At 39.2% G+C, this 20,498-nt stretch carries 13 protein-coding genes; 7 read left to right on the top strand and 6 right to left on the bottom strand.

Annotated elements, in window-relative coordinates:
* The first annotated feature begins 2 nt into the window (after positions 1 to 2).
* The 5 genes from A3Q33_RS12270 (at position 3) to A3Q33_RS12250 (ending at position 8,057) form a co-directional block, all read left to right on the top strand.
* Positions 3 to 1,775, top strand: coding sequence for a bifunctional protein-serine/threonine kinase/phosphatase (locus A3Q33_RS12270; RefSeq protein WP_081180200.1), 1,773 nt, complete (start codon positions 3 to 5; stop codon positions 1,773 to 1,775).
* 224 nt (positions 1,776 to 1,999) lie between these two features.
* The gene (gene nirB / locus A3Q33_RS12265; RefSeq protein ID WP_081180199.1) at positions 2,000 to 4,543 is read left to right on the top strand and encodes a nitrite reductase large subunit NirB; all 2,544 of its coding nucleotides are present in this window, start codon (positions 2,000 to 2,002) and stop codon (positions 4,541 to 4,543) included.
* Between the two features lie 29 nt (positions 4,544 to 4,572).
* Entirely contained in the window at positions 4,573 to 4,908 is a 336-nt protein-coding gene (gene nirD, locus A3Q33_RS12260) for a nitrite reductase small subunit NirD (protein WP_081180198.1), read from the top strand.
* 334 nt (positions 4,909 to 5,242) lie between these two features.
* On the top strand, positions 5,243 to 6,433 hold the full coding sequence (locus A3Q33_RS12255; RefSeq protein ID WP_081180197.1) for an alginate export family protein: 1,191 nt from the start codon (positions 5,243 to 5,245) through the stop codon (positions 6,431 to 6,433).
* Between the two features lie 283 nt (positions 6,434 to 6,716).
* Complete coding sequence (locus tag A3Q33_RS12250) at positions 6,717 to 8,057, top strand: M24 family metallopeptidase (RefSeq protein WP_502687191.1); 1,341 nt, start codon at positions 6,717 to 6,719, stop codon at positions 8,055 to 8,057.
* A gap of 131 nt (positions 8,058 to 8,188) precedes the next feature.
* On the opposite strand, the gene A3Q33_RS12245 is transcribed toward A3Q33_RS12250, so the two are convergent.
* Positions 8,189 to 8,950, bottom strand: coding sequence for a substrate-binding periplasmic protein (locus tag A3Q33_RS12245; RefSeq protein WP_081180196.1), 762 nt, complete (start codon positions 8,948 to 8,950; stop codon positions 8,189 to 8,191).
* Between the two features lie 617 nt (positions 8,951 to 9,567).
* On the opposite strand from A3Q33_RS12245, the gene A3Q33_RS12240 reads away from it, so the two are divergent.
* Positions 9,568 to 11,709: a putative Ig domain-containing protein gene (locus tag A3Q33_RS12240; RefSeq protein WP_081180195.1), complete on the top strand. Its 2,142-nt coding sequence runs from the start codon at positions 9,568 to 9,570 to the stop codon at positions 11,707 to 11,709.
* Positions 11,710 to 11,921: 212 nt separating this feature from the next.
* On the opposite strand, the gene A3Q33_RS12235 is transcribed toward A3Q33_RS12240, so the two are convergent.
* From A3Q33_RS12235 to A3Q33_RS12215, 5 genes are all read right to left on the bottom strand, one after another.
* Entirely contained in the window at positions 11,922 to 12,212 is a 291-nt protein-coding gene (locus A3Q33_RS12235; protein WP_081180194.1) for a DUF1145 domain-containing protein, read from the bottom strand.
* A 15-nt stretch (positions 12,213 to 12,227) separates the two neighbouring features.
* The gene (locus A3Q33_RS12230) at positions 12,228 to 13,853 is read right to left on the bottom strand and encodes a GMC family oxidoreductase (protein ID WP_081180193.1); all 1,626 of its coding nucleotides are present in this window, start codon (positions 13,851 to 13,853) and stop codon (positions 12,228 to 12,230) included.
* 40 nt (positions 13,854 to 13,893) lie between these two features.
* Entirely contained in the window at positions 13,894 to 15,864 is a 1,971-nt protein-coding gene (locus tag A3Q33_RS12225; RefSeq protein WP_081180192.1) for an alkyl/aryl-sulfatase, read from the bottom strand.
* A gap of 122 nt (positions 15,865 to 15,986) precedes the next feature.
* Positions 15,987 to 17,348, bottom strand: coding sequence for a DUF1329 domain-containing protein (locus tag A3Q33_RS12220; protein WP_081180191.1), 1,362 nt, complete (start codon positions 17,346 to 17,348; stop codon positions 15,987 to 15,989).
* A 53-nt stretch (positions 17,349 to 17,401) separates the two neighbouring features.
* On the bottom strand, positions 17,402 to 19,243 hold the full coding sequence (locus A3Q33_RS12215; protein ID WP_081180190.1) for a DUF1302 domain-containing protein: 1,842 nt from the start codon (positions 19,241 to 19,243) through the stop codon (positions 17,402 to 17,404).
* A gap of 160 nt (positions 19,244 to 19,403) precedes the next feature.
* Between A3Q33_RS12215 and A3Q33_RS12210 the strand changes: the two genes are divergently transcribed.
* On the top strand, positions 19,404 to 20,432 hold the full coding sequence (locus tag A3Q33_RS12210) for an AraC family transcriptional regulator (protein ID WP_081180189.1): 1,029 nt from the start codon (positions 19,404 to 19,406) through the stop codon (positions 20,430 to 20,432).
* The last annotated feature ends 66 nt before the right edge of the window (positions 20,433 to 20,498 follow it).

Below are 20,498 nucleotides of genomic sequence, written 5' to 3'. Positions count from 1 at the left end.
ACATGATCAGTAAAGCTCAAACATGCCAAAGCACGGTTGCAGATCTGCAATTGTGCATCGGCGGTTTTTCTACTAAAGGTTTGAAAGCAGAAAACCAAGACGCTTTCGCTGCTATTGTTCCTGAAAGTCATGAGTTACGGGCTAAAGGCGCAGTTGCGGCCATTGCTGACGGACTCTCCAGCGCGAATAAAGCTGCAGAGGCCTCACAACTTGCCGTAACTCAATTTATTCAAGAGTATCTCGCCACGCCTGAAACATGGTCAACACAAAAATCTGCAGCAAAAGTATTAACCAGCTTAAATAACTGGTTATATTCACAAAGTGGCTTTGTTGAAGGTTTAGCCGATGAAAAATCTCCGCAATGGTTAACGACATTTTCAGCGCTAATTGCCAAATCAACCACGGGTTATATCTTTCATGTTGGTGACACCCGAATAACAAAATATCGTCATCGCCAGTTGGAAGTCATTACACGTGATCATAATCGTAAACAAATGGGGCAACAGGCTTTATTAACACGCGCTTTAGGTGCCGACAATCGATTAGAAGTTGATGTGCATCAAGTTGATTTACAGTTGCACGATTTATATATGCTAAGTTGTGATGGTATTCATGACTATATAACAAAACCTATTTTTAAAGCACTCTTTGATACATTGCCGTTATCGCCCGAAAAGTCTGATTTAGAAACCCTGTCTAAAAAAATTGTTGAAACTGCACTTGAACGTGGAAGCAATGACAATGTCACTTGTTTATTAGTATACGTTAAGGCAGTGCCCAACCGTAAACTGGCCGAAATTCAACGTGATTTTAGTGCAAAAGCAATTCCTCCGGCATTAAAAGTTGGCCAGAAGCTAGATGGCTACTTAGTTAAAAAAGTGATCCACGCTAGCATTCGTTCACATTTGTATCTGGTAGTCGATGTTGAAACAGATAAACCTTATGTTTTAAAAGCGCCATCAGCTAATTTTTCAGACGATGCTATTTATTTGCAAGGCTTTATGCGTGAAGCATGGGTTGGCGAGCGCATTAGGCATGGTAACGTAATGCGTGTTCTACCTGGCAGACAAAATAGCCAATTTTTATATCATGTCTGTGAATACCTTGAAGGGCAAACCTTAGGTGAATGGTTGCATGACAACCCCAAACCAAACGTTGCACAAGTACGCGATATAATGAAACAAGTTATTAGCGCATTACGAGCGTTTCAACGCTTAGATTTAGTGCATCGAGATTTAAAACCAGACAACATAATGATCGATCAATATGGTCACATTAAATTAATTGATTATGGCACCGTATTTGTTGCGTCACTGGATGAAAACCAAGAAACAATTAAAGCAGAAGTACCCTTCGGATCGTTAAACTATATTGCGCCTGAAACTTTATTACACATGCAAGCAGATAATCAAAGTGACCTATTCTCGTTGGGCGTTATTTGTTATGAAATGCTTTCAGGTGAACTGCCATACAAACCAATGCAACGGGCTGAAGTAACGATTAAAGATTATAAAGATATGCAATATCGCAGCATTAAACAGTTTCGACCTGAGTTACCGTTATGGTTAGATTTAAGCTTACAAAAAGCAACAGAAGCAAATCCAAAATTGCGTTATCAAGCCTTTTCAGAATTCTTTGCTGATTTAAGTAACCCAAGACTTAACGCTATTGAAGAATATAAAAATCAGCCTTTATTACAACGTAACCCCATATTGTTTTGGCAATCTGTATCAGCGTTATTGTTTATTGGGCTGATTATAGCTTTGACCAACTAACCTAGCGCACGTTAACTTACCTCCTTACTGCTTATACTTATAGCGCACACCCTTGGTGCGCTAACTTCTTCACGATAGTGCAAAACCTCTCCCCTGGAAAGAACAAAAACTCCTATTCCATTGAATATATTGATAAAAAACATCTGGTTCGTTTATTGCAATCACTAAGTCATTATCTAGTTCCGCTAATACAGCGGTAATTTAAAGCAATAGGATTGGAAAATATGAACACACAACCTCGAAAAATCGTCGTCGTTGGTAATGGCATGGTTGGCCATCACTTTGTTGATGAAATGGCTAAACATGAAGGCTATGAAATTACAGTATTATCAGCTGAAGATCGTTTAGCTTATGACCGTGTTCATTTATCAGAGTATTTTTCTGGAAAAACTGCTGAAGATTTAGCTATGACCTCGCCTGCATATTACAACGAAATTGGTGTTAGATTTTTCACTAACGCGAAAGTCATTAACATTGATAAAGCAGCGAAAACGGTTACCACTGAAGCTGGCGAAACTTACGCTTACGACAAGCTAGTAATGGCCACGGGTTCATATCCCTTTGTTCCACCTATTCCAGGGAAAGAACGTGAGCATTGTTTGGTTTATCGTACTATTCAAGATTTGGACGATATTCAAGCGTCAGCTAAAGCCGGTAAAGTCGGTGTTGTGGTTGGCGGTGGTTTATTAGGGTTAGAAGCCGCTAACGCACTTAAAGAATTAGGTTTACAAACACACGTAGTTGAATTTGCTCCACAACTGATGGGCGTTCAATTAGACCAAGACGGCGGCGCTTTACTTCGTTCAATGATCGAAGGCATTGGTGTTCAGGTGCATACCCAAAAAGCAACCAGCGAAATTGTCGACGGCGAAGAATGTGTTCACCGGATGAATTTTGCTGATGGCACGCATTTAGAAACTGACGTTATTTTATTTTCTGCGGGTATTCGCCCATACGACAACTTAGCACGTGAATTTGACTTAGCGGTTGGCGAACGTGGCGGTATTGTTGTTGATAACAACTGTAAAACCTCTGACGACAGCATTTACGCCATTGGTGAGTGTGCTTTATGGAATAACTTCATTTTCGGTTTAGTTGCACCAGGTTACACCATGGCCAAGGTTACTGCCGATAACATTATTGGCGGAGTGCAACAATTCACCGGTGCTGATATGAGCACTAAGTTGAAGTTAATGGGGATGGACGTAGGGTCAATTGGCGATGCTCATGCGCGAACCGAAGGATGTAAAAGCTATGTTTACTCTAACCAACCTGACCAAATTTATAAAAAAATTGTCGTTAGCCCAGACGGTAAAGAATTAATCGGTGCGGTATTAGTTGGTGATACCAGTGAATACGACTCATTATTACAATACGCCTTAAATGGTATTGAACTACCTGAAAACCCAGACGGGTTAATTTTACCAAGTTCAGGTGAAAAGCCTACATTAGGTGTTGATGCCTTACCCGATACCGCAACGATATGTTCATGCTTAAACGTCACTAAAGGCGACATTATTGCTGCAATTGATTGTGGTGCAGTTGATGTTGGTCAAGTTAAGTCTTCAACACAAGCCGCTACAGGTTGTGGTGGTTGTGCTGCCTTATTAAAGAAAGTTACCGATCACGAGCTAGAAAAACGTGGCGTTGAAATCAGCACAGATCTTTGTGAGCATTTTGCCTACAGCCGTGTTGAGCTATTTCATATTGTGCAAGCCGAACAAATTAAAAACTTTGGCGTGTTAGTTGAAAAACACGGTTCAGGTTTAGGTTGTGAAATATGTAAACCGGCTGCTGCCTCTATTCTTGCTTCGGTATGGAACGACTACATTTTAAAACCAGACCATGTTTCGCTACAAGACACCAACGATATCTTCCTAGGCAACATGCAAAAAGACGGCACATACTCTGTTGTTCCTCGCATGCCTGGTGGTGAAGTAACACCAGATAAATTAATTGTTATTGGTGAAGTAGCTAAAGAATACAACCTTTACACTAAGGTAACGGGTGGCCAACGTATTGATTTATTTGGTGCACGTGTCGACCAACTACCGGCTATATGGAAACGCTTGATTGATGCAGGCATGGAAACAGGTCATGCCTATGGTAAATCGTTGCGTACGGTTAAATCTTGTGTGGGTAGCACTTGGTGTAGATATGGCCAACAAGACAGCATGGCCATGGCTATTCGATTAGAAGATCGTTATAAAGGCTTGCGTTCACCACACAAAATTAAGTTTGCTGTTTCGGGTTGTACTCGTGAGTGTGCTGAAGCGCAAAGTAAAGATATTGGCATAATCGCGACAGAAAATGGCTGGAACTTATACGTTAGTGGTAATGGTGGTATGAAACCTCGCCATGGTGACTTATTTGCCACTGATTTAGATGATGAAACACTGATTAAATATATTGACCGCTACTTAATGTTCTACGTACGCACAGCCGATCGATTAACCCGTACTTCAGTTTGGTTAGAAAACCTAGAGGGTGGTTTACCTTATATGGAAAAAATTGTTAAAGATGACCATTTAGGTATTAATGATGAGTTAGAAAGGCAAATGCAAAATGTTGTCGACACCTATCAATGTGAGTGGAAAACCACCATTGAAAGTGAAGAACAATTAAAACGTTTCCGCCAATTTGTAAACTCAGATGCTATCGATGGCAATATTGAATTCGTTACTGAGCGTGAGCAAATTCGTCCGGCTAAGGATGAAGAGAAAAAATACGGTGTTAAAATCCAAGCAGTTGACTTAACGCTTGCATAAAAAGTTTACGAACGAGAAAGGAAAATACCATGACAACAGAAAATAGCTGGCAAACCATCTGCCCAACAAGCGATTTAGTGAAAAATTCAGGCGTTTGTGCGTTATTAGCAAACCAAGAGCAAGTCGCTTTATTTCAGGTTGGCAATGACAAAGTATATGCCGTTTCTAACTTTGACCCCTTCGGTAAAGCAAATGTTTTATATCGTGGGTTAATTGGTGAAACTAAAGGCGATATTTACGTAGCCTCACCATTATTAAAACAACGTTTTGTTTTACACTCTGGTGCCTGTTTAGATAACGATGACTTCGCCATTCAGACATACGAAACACGTATAGCTGATGGAAAGCTAGAAATATTTGGTTAAGTATTTAACAGATACAATGCTTTAAACACCTCAATTTGGGCGACTGAGTTGAGGTTTTTTTATGACAAAAATCAGATGAAAAAGTTAACTCTCCATTCATTTTTATATAAAGCACTAACTAGCCCTAAAAAGGCCAAATAAACTCAGTGTTTATATTGGGGCAGCCTTGCATCAAAACATTACAATCCACACCTTAATTTAACAGCAAAAAATTCATAATAAACTGATAAGCATAGCTTTTATATAGTGGCATGAATGCTGCTACCTTACGGTCATGTACCATTTTATTTAATTCATTAGCCTACATTGAGAATAAAAAATTAAGGGATAAACCATGCAATCAGTAGTAAAGATTTCAACGCGAACTGCGCTGATTTTATTAGCAGGCACTTGTGTTAACGCCAACGCATACAATGAGCTTGAAAACCAAGCTAGAACCAATATAGACCTGAACTTACGCTATGAAGCAGTTGATCAAGATAATAGCAGTAAAGATGCCTCAGCTTTAACATTACGAACGCGGTTAAATTACACCAGTGTAAATTATAATGGTTTTTCGGGTGTAGTAGAGTTTGAAGATTCTCGACAAATAGCAGGCGTAAACGACTATAACGACACTGTAGGTAGCAATACGCAATACTCGATAATTGCTGATCCAGAAACCACAGAATTAGACCAAGCCTATGTGCAATACAAACAAGGTAAATTTATCGCTAAACTTGGTCGCCAAGTGCTAACTTTAGATAATCATCGCTATGTCGGCCATGTTGGTTGGCGTCAAGACAGACAAACCTTTGATGCCGCAACACTGCTCTATAACGCATCAGAAAATATAAAAGTAAACTATAGCTATATTAATAAACGTAATCGTATATTTGCCGATGTAAAAGATCTGCATGCTAAAGATCACCTACTTAACATTAGCTACAAAACCAGTGTTGGCCAACTAACAGCCTACAGCTATTTATTAGAAGTTGATGAAGGCACGTCAAACGGTTTAGACACTTTTGGTGTCAGCTTTAAAGGTAAAAAAGATAAGCTTTCATATTATGCTGAATTTGCCACTCAAGACTTTGAAAGTGGAGCAACTGACTATTCTGCAAGCTATATAGCTGTTGAAGCTGGATACAATTTTGACACTGTAACGCTTAAATTAGGCGCTGAAATACTGGGTAGTGATGATGCAATGTACGGTTTTTCGACACCACTAGCGACACTGCATAAATTCAATGGTTGGTCAGATCAGTTTTTAGGCACACAGCAAGAAGGCTTGGTCGATTTATATGCCTCAATTTCGGGTAAAGCATTTGGCGGCGGCTGGACAGTTGCCGTACATGATTTTTCTGCTGACGAAGCAACAGAGAGCGTTGATGATTTAGGGACCGAAATTAACGCGATTTACACGAAGAAGTTTGCGAAAAAATATACTGCGGGTATAAAGTACGCGGCTTATTCAGCAGGTGATTCAACTGCAGGAAAAGTTGACACGGATAAAGTTTGGCTTTGGGTTGGCGCTAAGTTTTAAAGCAACGGTCACGGCTTAGGCCAAGCTAGATTAACTTCAAGCATGGCCTTGCTAAGTACTTTTAGACAACTGAAAAAAGCAAGCTAGATTTGCTAAACCAATCATTAATTAAGATCATTCAGGCTTTGTATAGCGTGTTATTTCGAAATCTAAAATGGCCATAATACTACTGAGTTATACCATGCCTCACTTGATAAACATTTTAGGTTTACTGGTAAATTATCTATAAAAAAAGTAACTTAACGCTTACCAATATCAGCCTAATTATTAATAGGAGTTAATTTTGCGCTATCTCTTTATAGTTTTCTTAATCAATATAATCAGCTTTACTCTACCCGCTAACGCATCAAATTTAGCAGATTCGATATTGCCGATGCGCGAACGAGCTGAATTTATCGACCACATAACTAGTCAGCGTGTCGAACAACTGCTACCAAAGTTGATGAATGAACATAATATCGATATGTGGCTTATTATCAGCCGCGAATACAATGAAGACCCCATTATTAAAACCCTATTACCTGCGACATGGATATCAGCTCGTCGTACCACCATACTTGTTTTTGCCCGTAAGAAAGATGGTAGCGTTGGCGCACATGCGATAGCCCCTTACAAGGTTGGTAGTGTTTTCGAAAAAGCTTGGGATAAAGCAAAACAACCGAATCAATGGTTAGCACTGGTCGATTTAATTGCTAAATATAATCCCAACACTATTGGTATAAACCAGTCAACGCATTGGGCGCATGCTGATGGACTTGTCGCAACCGACAAAGAAAATTTACTCGCCCATTTACCCAGCCAATATAAAACAAAACTGGTTTCGGCTGAGCCGTTAGCTGTTGCTTGGCTAGAACAGCGGATCCCTGCTGAAATTGCGGCATACAAAGGCATTGTAAAAATAGCCCATGACATAATAGCAGAAGCGTTTTCAAATAAAGTAATAACACCGAATCAAACCACAACAGATGATGTAGCTTGGTGGCTTAGAGAGCGTGTTAGAGAGCTAAAACTACAAACTTGGTTCCACCCAAGTGTGTCGATACAACGTAGTGATGCGGTCGTATTTGATCATGAATCTAGCTTTACTAATGGCTATGATAAACAAATTATTACCCCTGGAGATCTTCTGCATGTAGATTTTGGTATTACTTATTTACGACTTAACACTGATACCCAACAACATGCTTATGTACTTAAAACTGGCGAAAATAAAGCGCCGGTATTTTTGCAACAAGCATTCGCCTCAGGCAATCAACTGCAAGATCTGTTTACTGAACAGTTTTTGCTGGGCCGCACCGGAAATGAAGTATTAAAACGTGCTCGTAAAAGCGCAATTTCACAAGGCTTAAAACCTACTATTTACACTCACCCTCTTGGCTATCATGGTCATGCGGCAGGCACAACATTGGGTATGTGGGATTCTCAAGGTGGTGTAATGGGCACTGGTGACTATCCTCTGCATTTAAATACCGCCTATTCTATTGAGTTGAACAATGCGGTGTACATCGAGCCATGGCAAAAAAAAATTAGAATAATGCTCGAGGAAGATGCAATATTTGATCAATCTGGTGTCTGGTATCTCAATGGTCGGCAAACTGCATTATTACTTATTAAACCCAAGTAAGTAGAATGAAAGGTAAATCAATGCCGCACTGAAATGGATTTTAGTGCGTAGCTAGAGTCTAGTATAAGTCTCGAAATAGTAGCGCTGAGTATTTACACTGGCTGGTTGGTTCAAAGTTACAGTTATAATTGTTATTGAACAGGGAAGCCTAACGTAGGAAATTCAGCTCGGAGTTGTTTAACTAAACTTTCTTCTGTGCCTAAGCTTACTGCTAGATAGAACTCTTCTGAGAGCTCTTTTAAGGTGTAAATCGTTTTAAAGTCTGAATTTTTACATCCGCTTTGTTTACAATAAAATTCGATTACCGGCTGGTTAGACGGAATGACGTCTATTCTGCGCTTTTCTAACATCTTCAGCGTCGAAAAAGTATTCATAATTTCAACTAAATTCTTATCAAATTCAAATCTTTTATCAACAGGAAAGTTAGCAATGGCATCGTAACGTTTAACCCCAATTTGAATACCACTAAGCTCTGACAGTAGTTCAATAGGCTTTAACTGACTAGTTTTCAAAGCTATCAGCTCTGTGGATACTTGGGCTACTTTACCGATCCAAATAAACTTATCTTCTCGATCTGGCGTTCTAACCATAGAAAATATAATAGTATTTGGCCTTTCTAATGCAATTTGATATGCACGTGCCCAAGGTAAAACTTCGATAATGTTTTCAGGTAAAATTTTATCTAATAGTTGCTGTATTTCGATGCCAACAATACCACCGACCAACTCATGATTATCACTGATTTGGAACGGCGCTAAATGCTCGGTGACAATGCGAATTTTTGCGTGTGCTATTTCTGCTTGTACATTTAAAGAAAAGCCGAAAAACAGTGCCCATATCGACAACTTTAGCGTGAATGTATAGCATAAGTCTCTTTCGTTAACGTTATTCAAATAACCGCCTTATAATCAAATAATAACAGTCGAATTACCTTATCCCAATGCACAAGTGGCATAAGCTACTTGTGCATTGGGATAAAGTACACTGCTCTTCTAAAAGCATAGTTGAATTAATTCAGCTAGTTAATTAACCTCAAAATAAATCTGCATCGCTTATAGAACAGAGATAGTAATGCCCTCTTCTTATACCCCCCAACAATAGCCTCAGCTATATCCTCAACACGCAAAATTAACCTTCGCGTTTAATTGTATTCATGTGATCACATTACACCATTTTTTTAAATTCCAGCTCGAATTAGTCACCTAAAATTTCTTATCAATAAACTGATATATCATCTCAACTTGTTTATGTAACGCTTCACCTTTTCATCTAGATAAATATACCCCTTCACCGAATCCTCATGGTTTAAGTGGTCAAATACTGTACTGTGAATTTCAGCCCTAGTTCGAGTTTTACGCTTGTGATACTGCAATGTGAACACCTTAAACTTCGCTATTTCATAATTATAATTACACTAACAATAGCAGATATTCTTTATATAAATCATATAAATATACAAATAATTAAATGATAACAATAAAGAAGCTTCTATTCATTTTTGGGAAAGCAAATGAATAAATCTAAGAATAAATTTGTCAAAACAATTATTACCCTAAGCTTAGGCTTAGCCCTGAGTGCTTGTGGTGGCTCTGATTCAAAAAAAGCACCAGATCCAGTCGAAAACTCAGCTCCAGTAATTTCTAGCACTGGAATGAATACGGTGGTAGCGGGTTTTCTATATTCATATACATTGGTATCAAGTGATGTGGACGGTGACGCGTTAACATCTTCAGCGACCAATTTACCGACGTGGCTTTCATTTGATAGTGCAACGGGCATATTAAGCGGCACACCCGCAGAAGGCGACTCAGGTGACCATGCAATAACATTAACGGTGAGTGATGGCACGCTAGAGGTAACGCAATCTTTTACCATTTCAGTTACCTTGCCAATTGCAGAAAATAATGCACCTGTAATCACCAGCACAGCAATAACCAATGCAACCGTTGGCGAAGTCTACACTTATACATTGATAGCAACCGATGCTGACAATGATATGTTAACCATGTCGACCACTATACCTAGCGAGCTTTCTTGGTTAACCTTTGATGCAGCAACCGGCATATTGTCAGGTACGCCAGCATCTGGTGATGTTGCCACTACAGCGATTACCTTAACTGTTTCTGATGGAACTGACGATACAGCACAAACCTTCAACATTATGGTTGAGGATGCAGGTACGGTAGCTACAGTAGATGTTGTTTCATTTGAAAATGCGCCTGAAACATATACCTTTGGTGACTTCAATGGCGGCATGGCAATGGTTGTTGCAAACCCAGAAGCTACTGGCATAAATACCAGTCTACAAGTGGGACAAATGCAAAAATTTGCCGGCGAAACCTGGGGTGGTTCTACCCTAACATTGGCTACACCCGTAACAATCCCCGCAGACAGCATGGTTACCCTGAAAGTTTGGTCATCACGTTCGGTCGATGTACTCGTTAAGTTTGACGATATGAACGCTGAAAGAACAGTTACGCATTCTGGTTCAGGTTGGGAAGCGTTAAGTTTTGACTTCACAGGTGCCACGAGTACTGGAGAGAGTAGACTTACCTTAATTTTTGATAATGGCATAATGGGCGATGCTGAAGCTGATGCGGCTAATTGGACTTTCTATTTCGATGATTTCACTACCCCAGCTGCGCCAGAAGTCGTTACTACACCAGGTTCTACCGTTGTAAATGACTTTGAAGCAGCCTCTGACACTTATACATTTGGTGATTTTAATGGCGGCATGGCAATGGTTGTTGCTAACCCACAGTCAACCGGCATTAATACAAGTACTCAAGTTGGACAAATGCAAAAATTTGCTGGCGAAACCTGGGGTGGTTCTACCCTTACATTGCCTACACCAGTGGCAATCCCAGCAAACAGTATGATTACAATGAAAGTTTGGTCATCACGCGCTGTGCCAGTATTGGTTAAATTTGACGACGTAAATGCAGAAAGAACGGTCTCTCATACGGGCTCAGGCTGGGAAGAATTAAGCTTTGATTTCACAGGTGCCGTGAGTACTAGTGAGACCAGACTCACCCTAATTTTTGATAATGGTGTCATGGGTGATGCTGAAGCTGATGCGGCTAATTGGACTTTCTATTTTGATGACTTTACTACCCCCGCAGCCCAAGAAGCTCCAGAACAAACTTTTGTAGCCGAAGGTACCCCGTATAATTTCGAAGTTGCCGGACTAGGTAGTGACTTTACTTGGGCTGTTTTTGAAAATGAAGACAATCCTGCATTAGAATTTGTTGCTAATCCAGCACCATCAACAGCTAACGATTCAACTACAGTTGCTATGTTTACCGCTAGAATGGCAGGTCAACCATGGGCAGGAACTGAAACCACAGCGGCGAATACTACGCCTTTCACTATGGATGCTACAAATAGCATTGTTAAAATCATGGTCTATAAGTCTGTGATCAGCGATGTGGCTTTGAAGTTCTCTGTTGGCGCAGCGGCACAACCTGAAATTAAAGTAGCTAATACTAAGATTAATGAATGGGAAGAGCTTACTTTTGATTTCACTAGCCGCATTGGCTCAGCGGAAACAATTAATATTGATTCGGTGATAGTTTTCCCTGACTTTATGGATGGCAGAGCTGCTGATACCGTGAACTACTTCGACAATATAACTTTTGGACGTTTCGAATAGTGCTAGATTATTGTCATAGGTTTTAATTGATAGAAGGGGTTACATTCAATATGTACCCCTTTCTTTAAGCGGTAATATTCACTTCGAGCTATTGAGAAAAGTACCTAATAGATTAAATAATTGACCTGCTTGGTATTGATTTTAACAACAAGAAAAAACCACAGTCAGTTTCCTAAATGTGGTCGTTATTAATATTGATGATACACCCGTAGTTATTTTCTCTGATCTAAGTCTTTAGCCGCGTGCTTCAATATCGGCAGCCAATAACCAAATCCCCAAAGCATAGTTTGTAGAAAGTTCATTGCTAAGCCACTTTGGTTTTTAAATTTATTTTTCATGGCAAAAAACTCAATAAAGTGAACTAAAAGAGCAACACAAGCTAGCAGTGAAACATAAAATTGAACTTCTGTTGGCAACGGTGACAAGGACAATAGACCTAATATTGCGAAAATCCATAAACCCGTCAGTAAAGCTTTTAGACTATATATAACTACGTTTAACATCTGTACCTTCCTAAATTAATGAGCCAAAATCATATCTGAAGCTTTTTCGGCAATCGCCATTGTTGGCGCGTTTGTGTTACCACTAACAAGTGTTGGCATAATAGAAGCGTCAACCACTCGAAGATTTTCAATACCATGAACTTTTAACTGATTATCGACCACAGCCATTTCATCATGACCCATTTTACAAGTACCTACCGGGTGATATACCGTACCTAAACGCTCTTTTGCTTTAGCAAAAATTTGCTCATCAGTTTCAAAAGCGTTACCTGGATGCACTTCGTTATCATAATATTGTGCTAATGCTGGCGCGGTTAATATTTTACGTAGCTGACGCATACCATTAGTTAATACTGCTTGGTCTTTTCCTTCGGCATCAGAAAAAAAGTTAAAATCGATCTCTGGTGCATGTTTATAATTAGCTGATTTTAGCGATACCGTACCCGTGCTTTCTGGGCGAAGCACGCAAACATGACATGAAAAACCATGCTGTGATAAAAGTTTTAAATCTCTGCCATTATCGTCATATAACAGTGGCAACATGTGTAATTGAATATCAGGCCTTTCTATACCATCATGCGATTTAATAAAACCACCCGCTTCCGCAATACTGTTGGCAAGCTTGCCTTTTTTACTACTGATATATTTAATAACATCTGGTAGCATTTTCAGTAAACCTGACACTGATGCAGTAAAGCCATCTGTTTTTTTACTCTTGACTAATACACAGGCATCAACATGTTCTCGTAGGTTTTTTCCAACACCTTTAAGTTCATGTACACAAGTAATTCCATGCTGGTTAAGTTCAGTTTTATCACCAATACCAGAGAGCATTAATAACTGAGGAGAAGCAATACTACCACCACTTAAAATCACCTCTTTGTTGGCGGTTATGATGCGCTGTTCACCTTTAATAAAAACATTAACGCCATAAGCTTGCTGATCTTTAATTAGCACTTTACTGACTTGTGCATCGGTCAAAACGGTTAAATTTTCTCTGGCAAGAATCGGCAATAAATAAGCATGTGCAGCAGAACAACGTTTACCATCTTTTATCGTACACTGATAATAACCAACACCTTCTTGATCGCCACCGTTAAAGTCATCGTTAAACTTAAAGCCGGCTTGTTCACTAGCCTCAATATAGCGTTTACTAATGTCATAAAAAACAGGACGGTCTGTTACTTGTAATGGTCCACTACCACCATGAAATTCTGTGTTACCACGTTCGTTAGTTTCTGATTTTTTAAAATAAGGTAGAACATCATCGAACGACCAACCGTCATTACCTAGTTCAGCCCAATGGTCATAATCCTGTTTTTGTCCTCGAAGATAAAGCATGGCATTGGTTGCAGAGCTACCGCCTAATCCTCTACCACGAGGCACAAAAAGTGCTTCGCCATTACGAATATCTCGTTTAGGTTTAGCATTAAAACTCCAATTGAATTTCTTCAAAAACATAAAGATTGGAAAAGCGTTAGGCGTATTAACTAACATACTATTGTTATCGCTGCCCGCTTCTAATAAACAAACACTGTGTTTGCCACTTTCACTTAATCTATTGGCTAGCACACAGCCCGCAGAGCCGCCACCGACAATAACGTAATCATATTCATTACTTGTGCTTGCTTGAGTTTGCATAAAAACCACCTCTATTATAACAATCGACCAATTCATTAGATTACGGCGTGACGATATTAAACCAGAATGGAAATTCATCCATCATCATTAATAATTGACCGAACACTTGACCATTCCCATCGAGCTGCATTTTTCCTGATTGAACCAATTGCACAAATGACAATTGCTTTAACAATAAAAGGTTTAAATCTTTTCGGTTGATCGTTACGGTTAAATCAGCGTGTTTGTCTTGTACATTTTCAATATTATTTAAATGGGCATTTTTCAATTCTAATAAGAATTTTTCATTGCGGTCAGGGAAAATAACATTAATTTTAAACTGATGAGCCAAGGCTTTGTCGGTATTTAACCGCACGCCGAGGTAATCGAAAATAAGCTCACTGCTCATTGCTCTGATCATATCTGGGCCACCTTTCGTGGCTTTAGCTGTGGTTGGTATACCATGGCGCAATTCAAACGCTGCAGCTAAATAACTATTACGCCAGCCAGCATTTTCAGCTTGATAGCCCAATTGCTCTAAGGTGTCAGCTTGAAGGTTCTTTGCTTGCTCATTGTCTGGCTGTGCGAAAACCAAGTGATTTAATAACTCAGCTACCCAGCGATATTCGCCTTTATTAAATGCTTTGCTCGCCTGGGTTAATACATTTTTTGCGCCGCCCATTAACTCAACATATTTAACCGATGATTCAGTCGGACTTAACTTGTTAAGGTTGGCTGGGTTGGAATCATAAAAACCTAAGTATTTATTTATAATCCCCCTAACATTATGAGAATAAGAGCCATGATAACCGCGGTTGTACCATTGATGTGCTAAAACGTCAGGCACCGATAATTGATTGTGTATCTCATTAACAGTGACACCTTTATTAGCAAGATTTAAGGTTTTGTCATGTAGGAAACCGTACATATCTCGCTGTTTTTCTAATACTTCAATAATGTATTCTTTGCCCCATCTCGGCCAAGAGTGCGAGGCAAACATCACGTCGCTGTCATGAGCAAAACGGTAAATAACTTTATTTATAAACTTACTCCACGCTTGCGAATCACGTACTTCAGCGCCACGTAGGGTATAAATATTATGTAGTGTGCCAGTTACATTTTCAGCTAACCAAAGGGTTTTAAATTGTGGGAAATAAGTATTCATTTCCGCAGGAGACTCTGTTCCTGGAGTGTTTTGCATGACCATTTCAATGCCATCAACAATAATGGTTTCTTCGTCAGCCGAAATTACTCTAGTGGGTGCAATTAAACTGATTAATCCGGTAGATATGCCTTTACCAATGGCAGCATCAACTTGGCCTTTCGCACCTTTTGCAAGCGCATTACCGTATTGATATGTAGCGCGACGTGTCATCGCATTACCTGCTAATACATTCTCTTTAATGGCGTGTTCCATAAAACCACGTGGAGCAATAATTTCTACTTCACCTGCATCAACTTGTTCTTGGCTAATTACACCTTTTACACCACCAAAATGGTCGGCATGGGCGTGACTATATACCACAGCTTTTACGGGGAACTGGCCTAACTCTTGAGTTACAAGGGCGAGTGCGGCTCGAGAAGTAGCGGCGGTTAATAAGGGATCAAATATAATCCAACCACTATCACCTTTAATAAAAGTAATATTAGCCAGATCGTAACCTCTGACCTGATAAATACGATCGATTACTTGATATAAACCGTAAGTCATATTTAACTTAGCTTGGCGCAATAAACTTGGGTTTACGCTGTCAATATTTTGGTTATCAAGTAAAAATTGATAATTGCCTAGCTCCCACACAACATTGCCCGCTTTGTCTTTAATAATGAGCTTTTCTGGTCGTTTAATTAAACCTTTCTCAGCCAAAGAAAAATCAAGTTTATCGCTAAAAGGTAAGTTTTTCAGTAACTCAGTTTGATGTGCAATGGTATATTTACTGGCAGATTTTAACTCGACATTAGTATTAGCTAAAGCGGTAAAAGCTAATACTGAACACGTTAAAATTCCTAATAATAAACTACGTTTTAACATAGAGTTACCCTCTGAAATTTCAAAAAAAATTGACAAAAAAAAGTGACAAAAAAAGCTGATTAAAACTATTGAAATAAATTCAACAATATTAATCAGCTAAGTTTTGCTATGTTGTACTGTGATTAACGACCTAAGCGTCTAAGTGCTGATGTAGAAAAATCAGTTCGCTTAACTTTTTCACCAAAGATCATAAACGTTGGCTCTTCATTACTTAAGCCTGTAACCAAATAACGGCCAGAGTTTAAGTCATGTAAGGTTTCAGCAACCATCCACGGTGTATCAACGTCATAAAACTGAATGTTGTGGGCTTCTGATAATTTCCATAGCTCACCGCGACCGTCGTATTGATCAATCACTGATGCGCCCCAAGTATCTTCGTCGATGAAGAACGTACGCTTAGCATAAATATGTCGCGCGCCTTCTTTTAAGGTTGCTTCAACTTCCCAAACACGGTGTAACTCGTATCTTAAGTAATCAGCATTTAAATGACCTTCTTGTATTATGTCTTCATATTTTGCGTTGGTATCAAGTAAGTTATAAGAGTTATATGGAATATAAAGCTCTTTTTTACCAATTAATTTCCAGTCGTAACGATCTGGCGCACCATTATACATATCGTAGTTATCTGTCGCTCTTAAACCATCAGTACCTGCGCCTGGGCCGTCATAAGCCACATTGGGTGCACGACGCACACGACGTTGACCGGCATTATAAACCCAAGCTTTACGTGCTTCTTTAACTTGGTCAATCGTTTCATGAACTAATAATGCGGTACCCGTTAAGCGTGCAGGTGCGGTAATTTCCTGTAGATAATAGAATAAAATATTGTCATCTTTATCTGCATCACGGCCTTCTTTTAAAAACTCAGGCCAAACCAGTTGGTCATTCATTTTTACTGGCACAAATGAACCATTTGATTGCACAGGGATCGTGGTTAAAAAGCGTTTAGCCGTGCCTCCTCGATAGCGAGTTATATGATTCCAAATGACTTCTGAGCCATTTTTAGCAATTGGAAAAGGGATAGCAGTATCAAAATTTATAATACCATTGCCCGATTGTACTAACTCGGCAGTAGTAGCATTTTTCTTTACTTTCTCATATAAGTCACTTGAGTATGCCGCGGTGCGCTTTGTTTTATAAATAGGCATTTTATAATCAGCATATTTTTCAAACATAGCAATTTGGCCAGGGCTCAAATTGTTTTTATATTCACTATAATTTGTAGAGGTAATAACCATCATTGGCTTATCTGCTGCAAAAGGATGTGCAGGTCGGCCAGAGTCTTCACTTTTAGTTGAGTTTTTACTATTTAACCCACCGGTCCAAGCCGGAATAGTGCCTTTGGCATTAGCAGACATTACGGCACCTAAAGGGGTTAACGTAGTACCTAACTTAGCTGCTTCTTCTGGGCTAACTTTTGCTAAAACTGAGCTTGATGCCATAGTTAACATCAGTAAACTTGCTGTCGTTATATATTTATTCATTATAATTCTCTTTTAGTAACTTTTATTAAACCTTCATAAATAGCAGGTTTAAATTAGTATGAAATGCCTAAAGCCAACGAGATTAAATCTTTATCTTCTAAAATATTGTGGCTACCACCTGAGTAATTGTTATAACCCAGTGTTACTGTATATTTTTGCTGATATGCAGCTTGTAGTGAAAAGCCTAAGTTTTTACGACCTTCGTGAAATTGCTGACCTGGATCTGGTGAATAACCGCTAACATCATGCGACCAAGATAAAGTAGGTTTTAATGAAACGCCGGCAAATACATCAGAATATTCCCAAACACTGCGAAGACGATATCCCCAAGCACTATCAGTGGTAAAGCCATCGGCGCTACAATCACCAGACAAGTTCCCTCCAGCAACTAAATTAGTACAGTTTATGCCGCCTCCAGCATCAAAATCGCCTAAACCAAAGACAGAGTTTCTGCCATAGTGTTGGTTCGAGTCTTCAACACCGTCGGTTAAAATTACACCAACTTCAGCGATAACAGTAACACGTGAGGCTCCCATAGCATTATCAAAGAACTGAATTGCGGTCATTTGGAATTGGGTAACATCAAATTCATCCCAACCTTGTGATTCTTGTCCGTAACCTACACCTGTTACTCTTGAGGTGTAACGTAAAAATGGTGCTTCAGATAACACGCCATTTAGGATTTCAGGACCACTGATTTGCACAGGAGTATCAGGTTTGTACGAAAGCTCGCCTGATAAGGCAACGCCAGAAACATTAGTCGCGAAACTTAGACCATAAAACTTTAAATCTTCAGGGAACTCAATATTATACGCTGGGTTTAATGCCGCTAATGCTCCACCGGTAGGGTCAAAAGCTTTAGGAACAAAAACGGGGGTAGCACTACCCGTAGCAAGTGGAATACTGGTTCGAATGGCATTAATTAACGGTAGGCGCGAATGAATGTTCAAGTAATACAAACCAAATTCAGTATCATTTAAAGCTTCTGAATAATAACGTGCAGCTAAACCATATTGGCCTCCATCATCGGGTTCCACATCGGCTTGTCGCTCAGCAGCTAAACCAGCGGCTAAACCGGCTTGATCACCCAATGGACCAACTGAAACAAAATTACAGCCTGTTGCTGCAAAATCTGCCCCTGAAAAATAGGTACCACAACCATCAATTTGAGTTTTTTCCCACTCGTATTGATAAAAAGCTTCGACACTGAGGTTTTCGGTTAAACCAGCGTTAACGTACAACATGCCAACCGGAAGAATACCTTCTTTTAAATCAGCACCTGGGCGTCTTAAAGCAGCAACATCAAATGGGTTTGATGAATTCATGCCACCTTGTATAAATGTACTTTCTCCCCAACTCACAACTTGTCGACCTAAACGAACATCAACAGGAGAGTCACCTACATCAAATGAAGCATAAACGTAGGCATCTAATAACGTTATACCTGAAAACTTAGTATTATCTTCAAAGCCATCATCGCTCAGTGGTGTATTGGGTGTGTAGCCATTGTTAGAATTACCGTGTGGTACGTCTTTATCTTTAAGAGCATAGTCATACCAATATTTCACTCGGACAAAGGCACCAAAATTATCTTTACTTAATTGAATATCATGCACACCTTTAATAATTTGCGAGTATGCATCTCCTTTATCATAGTTTAAGTTACCATCATCGGTTGTTGATGTGCCACCTGTGCCACCATTGCTTTTACCAATAAATCTAGGATCGGCATCGCCAAGTCGCCAGCTAGAGCCAATGTCTAGTTGAGAGTTTATTTGCAATAAAATGTCTTCGTTTTCACCTAGGTTAAAATCAACAGCATTTACTGACGACGTCCCCAAAACCAAGGCAACCACCATGGCTATTGGCTTGATTTTATAGTTATTATTTAGCATATTATTCGCCTATTTATTGTCTAGTAAAACGTAATGTAATAGTAGTCTTACAATTACATTACGCCAATGATTTAATTAATATTTCGCTAAATGCGCCAACCTATTGTCATTTCGTGCAAATCTCGTAGAATGGGAAACCCTCAAAAATTTAGGTAATGCAGTGCAAGATTATTACTCAACATTGACTGGTTGGATGATCCCCGTTTCAAGGGTTATGGACGCCCATGGCATTGATATCTCTAAAGCGTTAAAAGAATGTGAAATTTCGCAAGATGTAATGAAAGATCAAGAATCTCGCATTGCTGCCGAAAAACTTAACAATTTACTCGAATATTGCAATAAAGCGCTAAATCGCCATGATTTTTCTGTATTAGTAGCAGAACAATTTCACCCAGGCATGTTTCACGCCTTAGGGTATGCCATGATGTCATCTAATACCTTATATGACGCTTTAGAGCGAATTGCTCACTATAAACGCGTTGTATCTAATACATGCCAATTAATTAATTATGAGCGCAATGAACACTTAGTGTTTGACATGAACGTTTTTACTTATGAGTCAACCAATCGTCCCATTTTGCCTTTAGAATCAGTAGAAACATTTTTAGCTACTATAATCAGATTTTCTCGCGAACTTGTTTCAACAGATTTTGCACCATTAAAAGTTTGCTTCGCTTATCCAACCCCAAGTCATGATGTTACTTACTTAAGTGATTTTTTTAATTGTGAAGTTGAGTTTAACGCCAGCCATACATCAATTGTATTTGATTTAAAACAAACCAAAGAAAAACTAATGTGTGGTAACCCTTTAATTACTAGCAGCCATGAAAAAATGCTCGATGATTTTATGGCCAGAGTTGATAAGAATGATTTAAGCCATGTTATTAAAAGCAAAATTTTTGAATTACTGCCACTTGGAGCACCATCACAAACTGAAATTGCAGAATATCTAGGTATGAGCTTGCGAAATTTACAACGCAAGTTACATGATCAAGGCACAAGCTATAAAGAAATTTTAGAAAGTACACGTAAAAAGTTAGCGATGAATTACATTGTGCAAAAACATTTAAGCTTGAGTGAAATTGGCTACTTGGTTGGTTTTTCAAGCGTAGGTAATTTTAATCGTGCATTTAAACGTTGGACAACGCAAACACCAGGCGATTATCGCCAAAGTGGTAATAGCAATTAAAATAAATAATAGGGTATTCCGAGATGCCCTAAAGCATAAAGTATTGAAATTTTAGGTTAACCATAT

The sequence above is a fragment of the Colwellia sp. PAMC 21821 genome, assembly GCF_002077175.1.
In the GTDB taxonomy this organism is placed as follows: Bacteria; Pseudomonadota; Gammaproteobacteria; order Enterobacterales; family Alteromonadaceae; genus Cognaticolwellia.
Note: the sequence above shows the minus strand (reverse complement) of the source record. Positions and strands in the feature narration are given on the sequence as shown.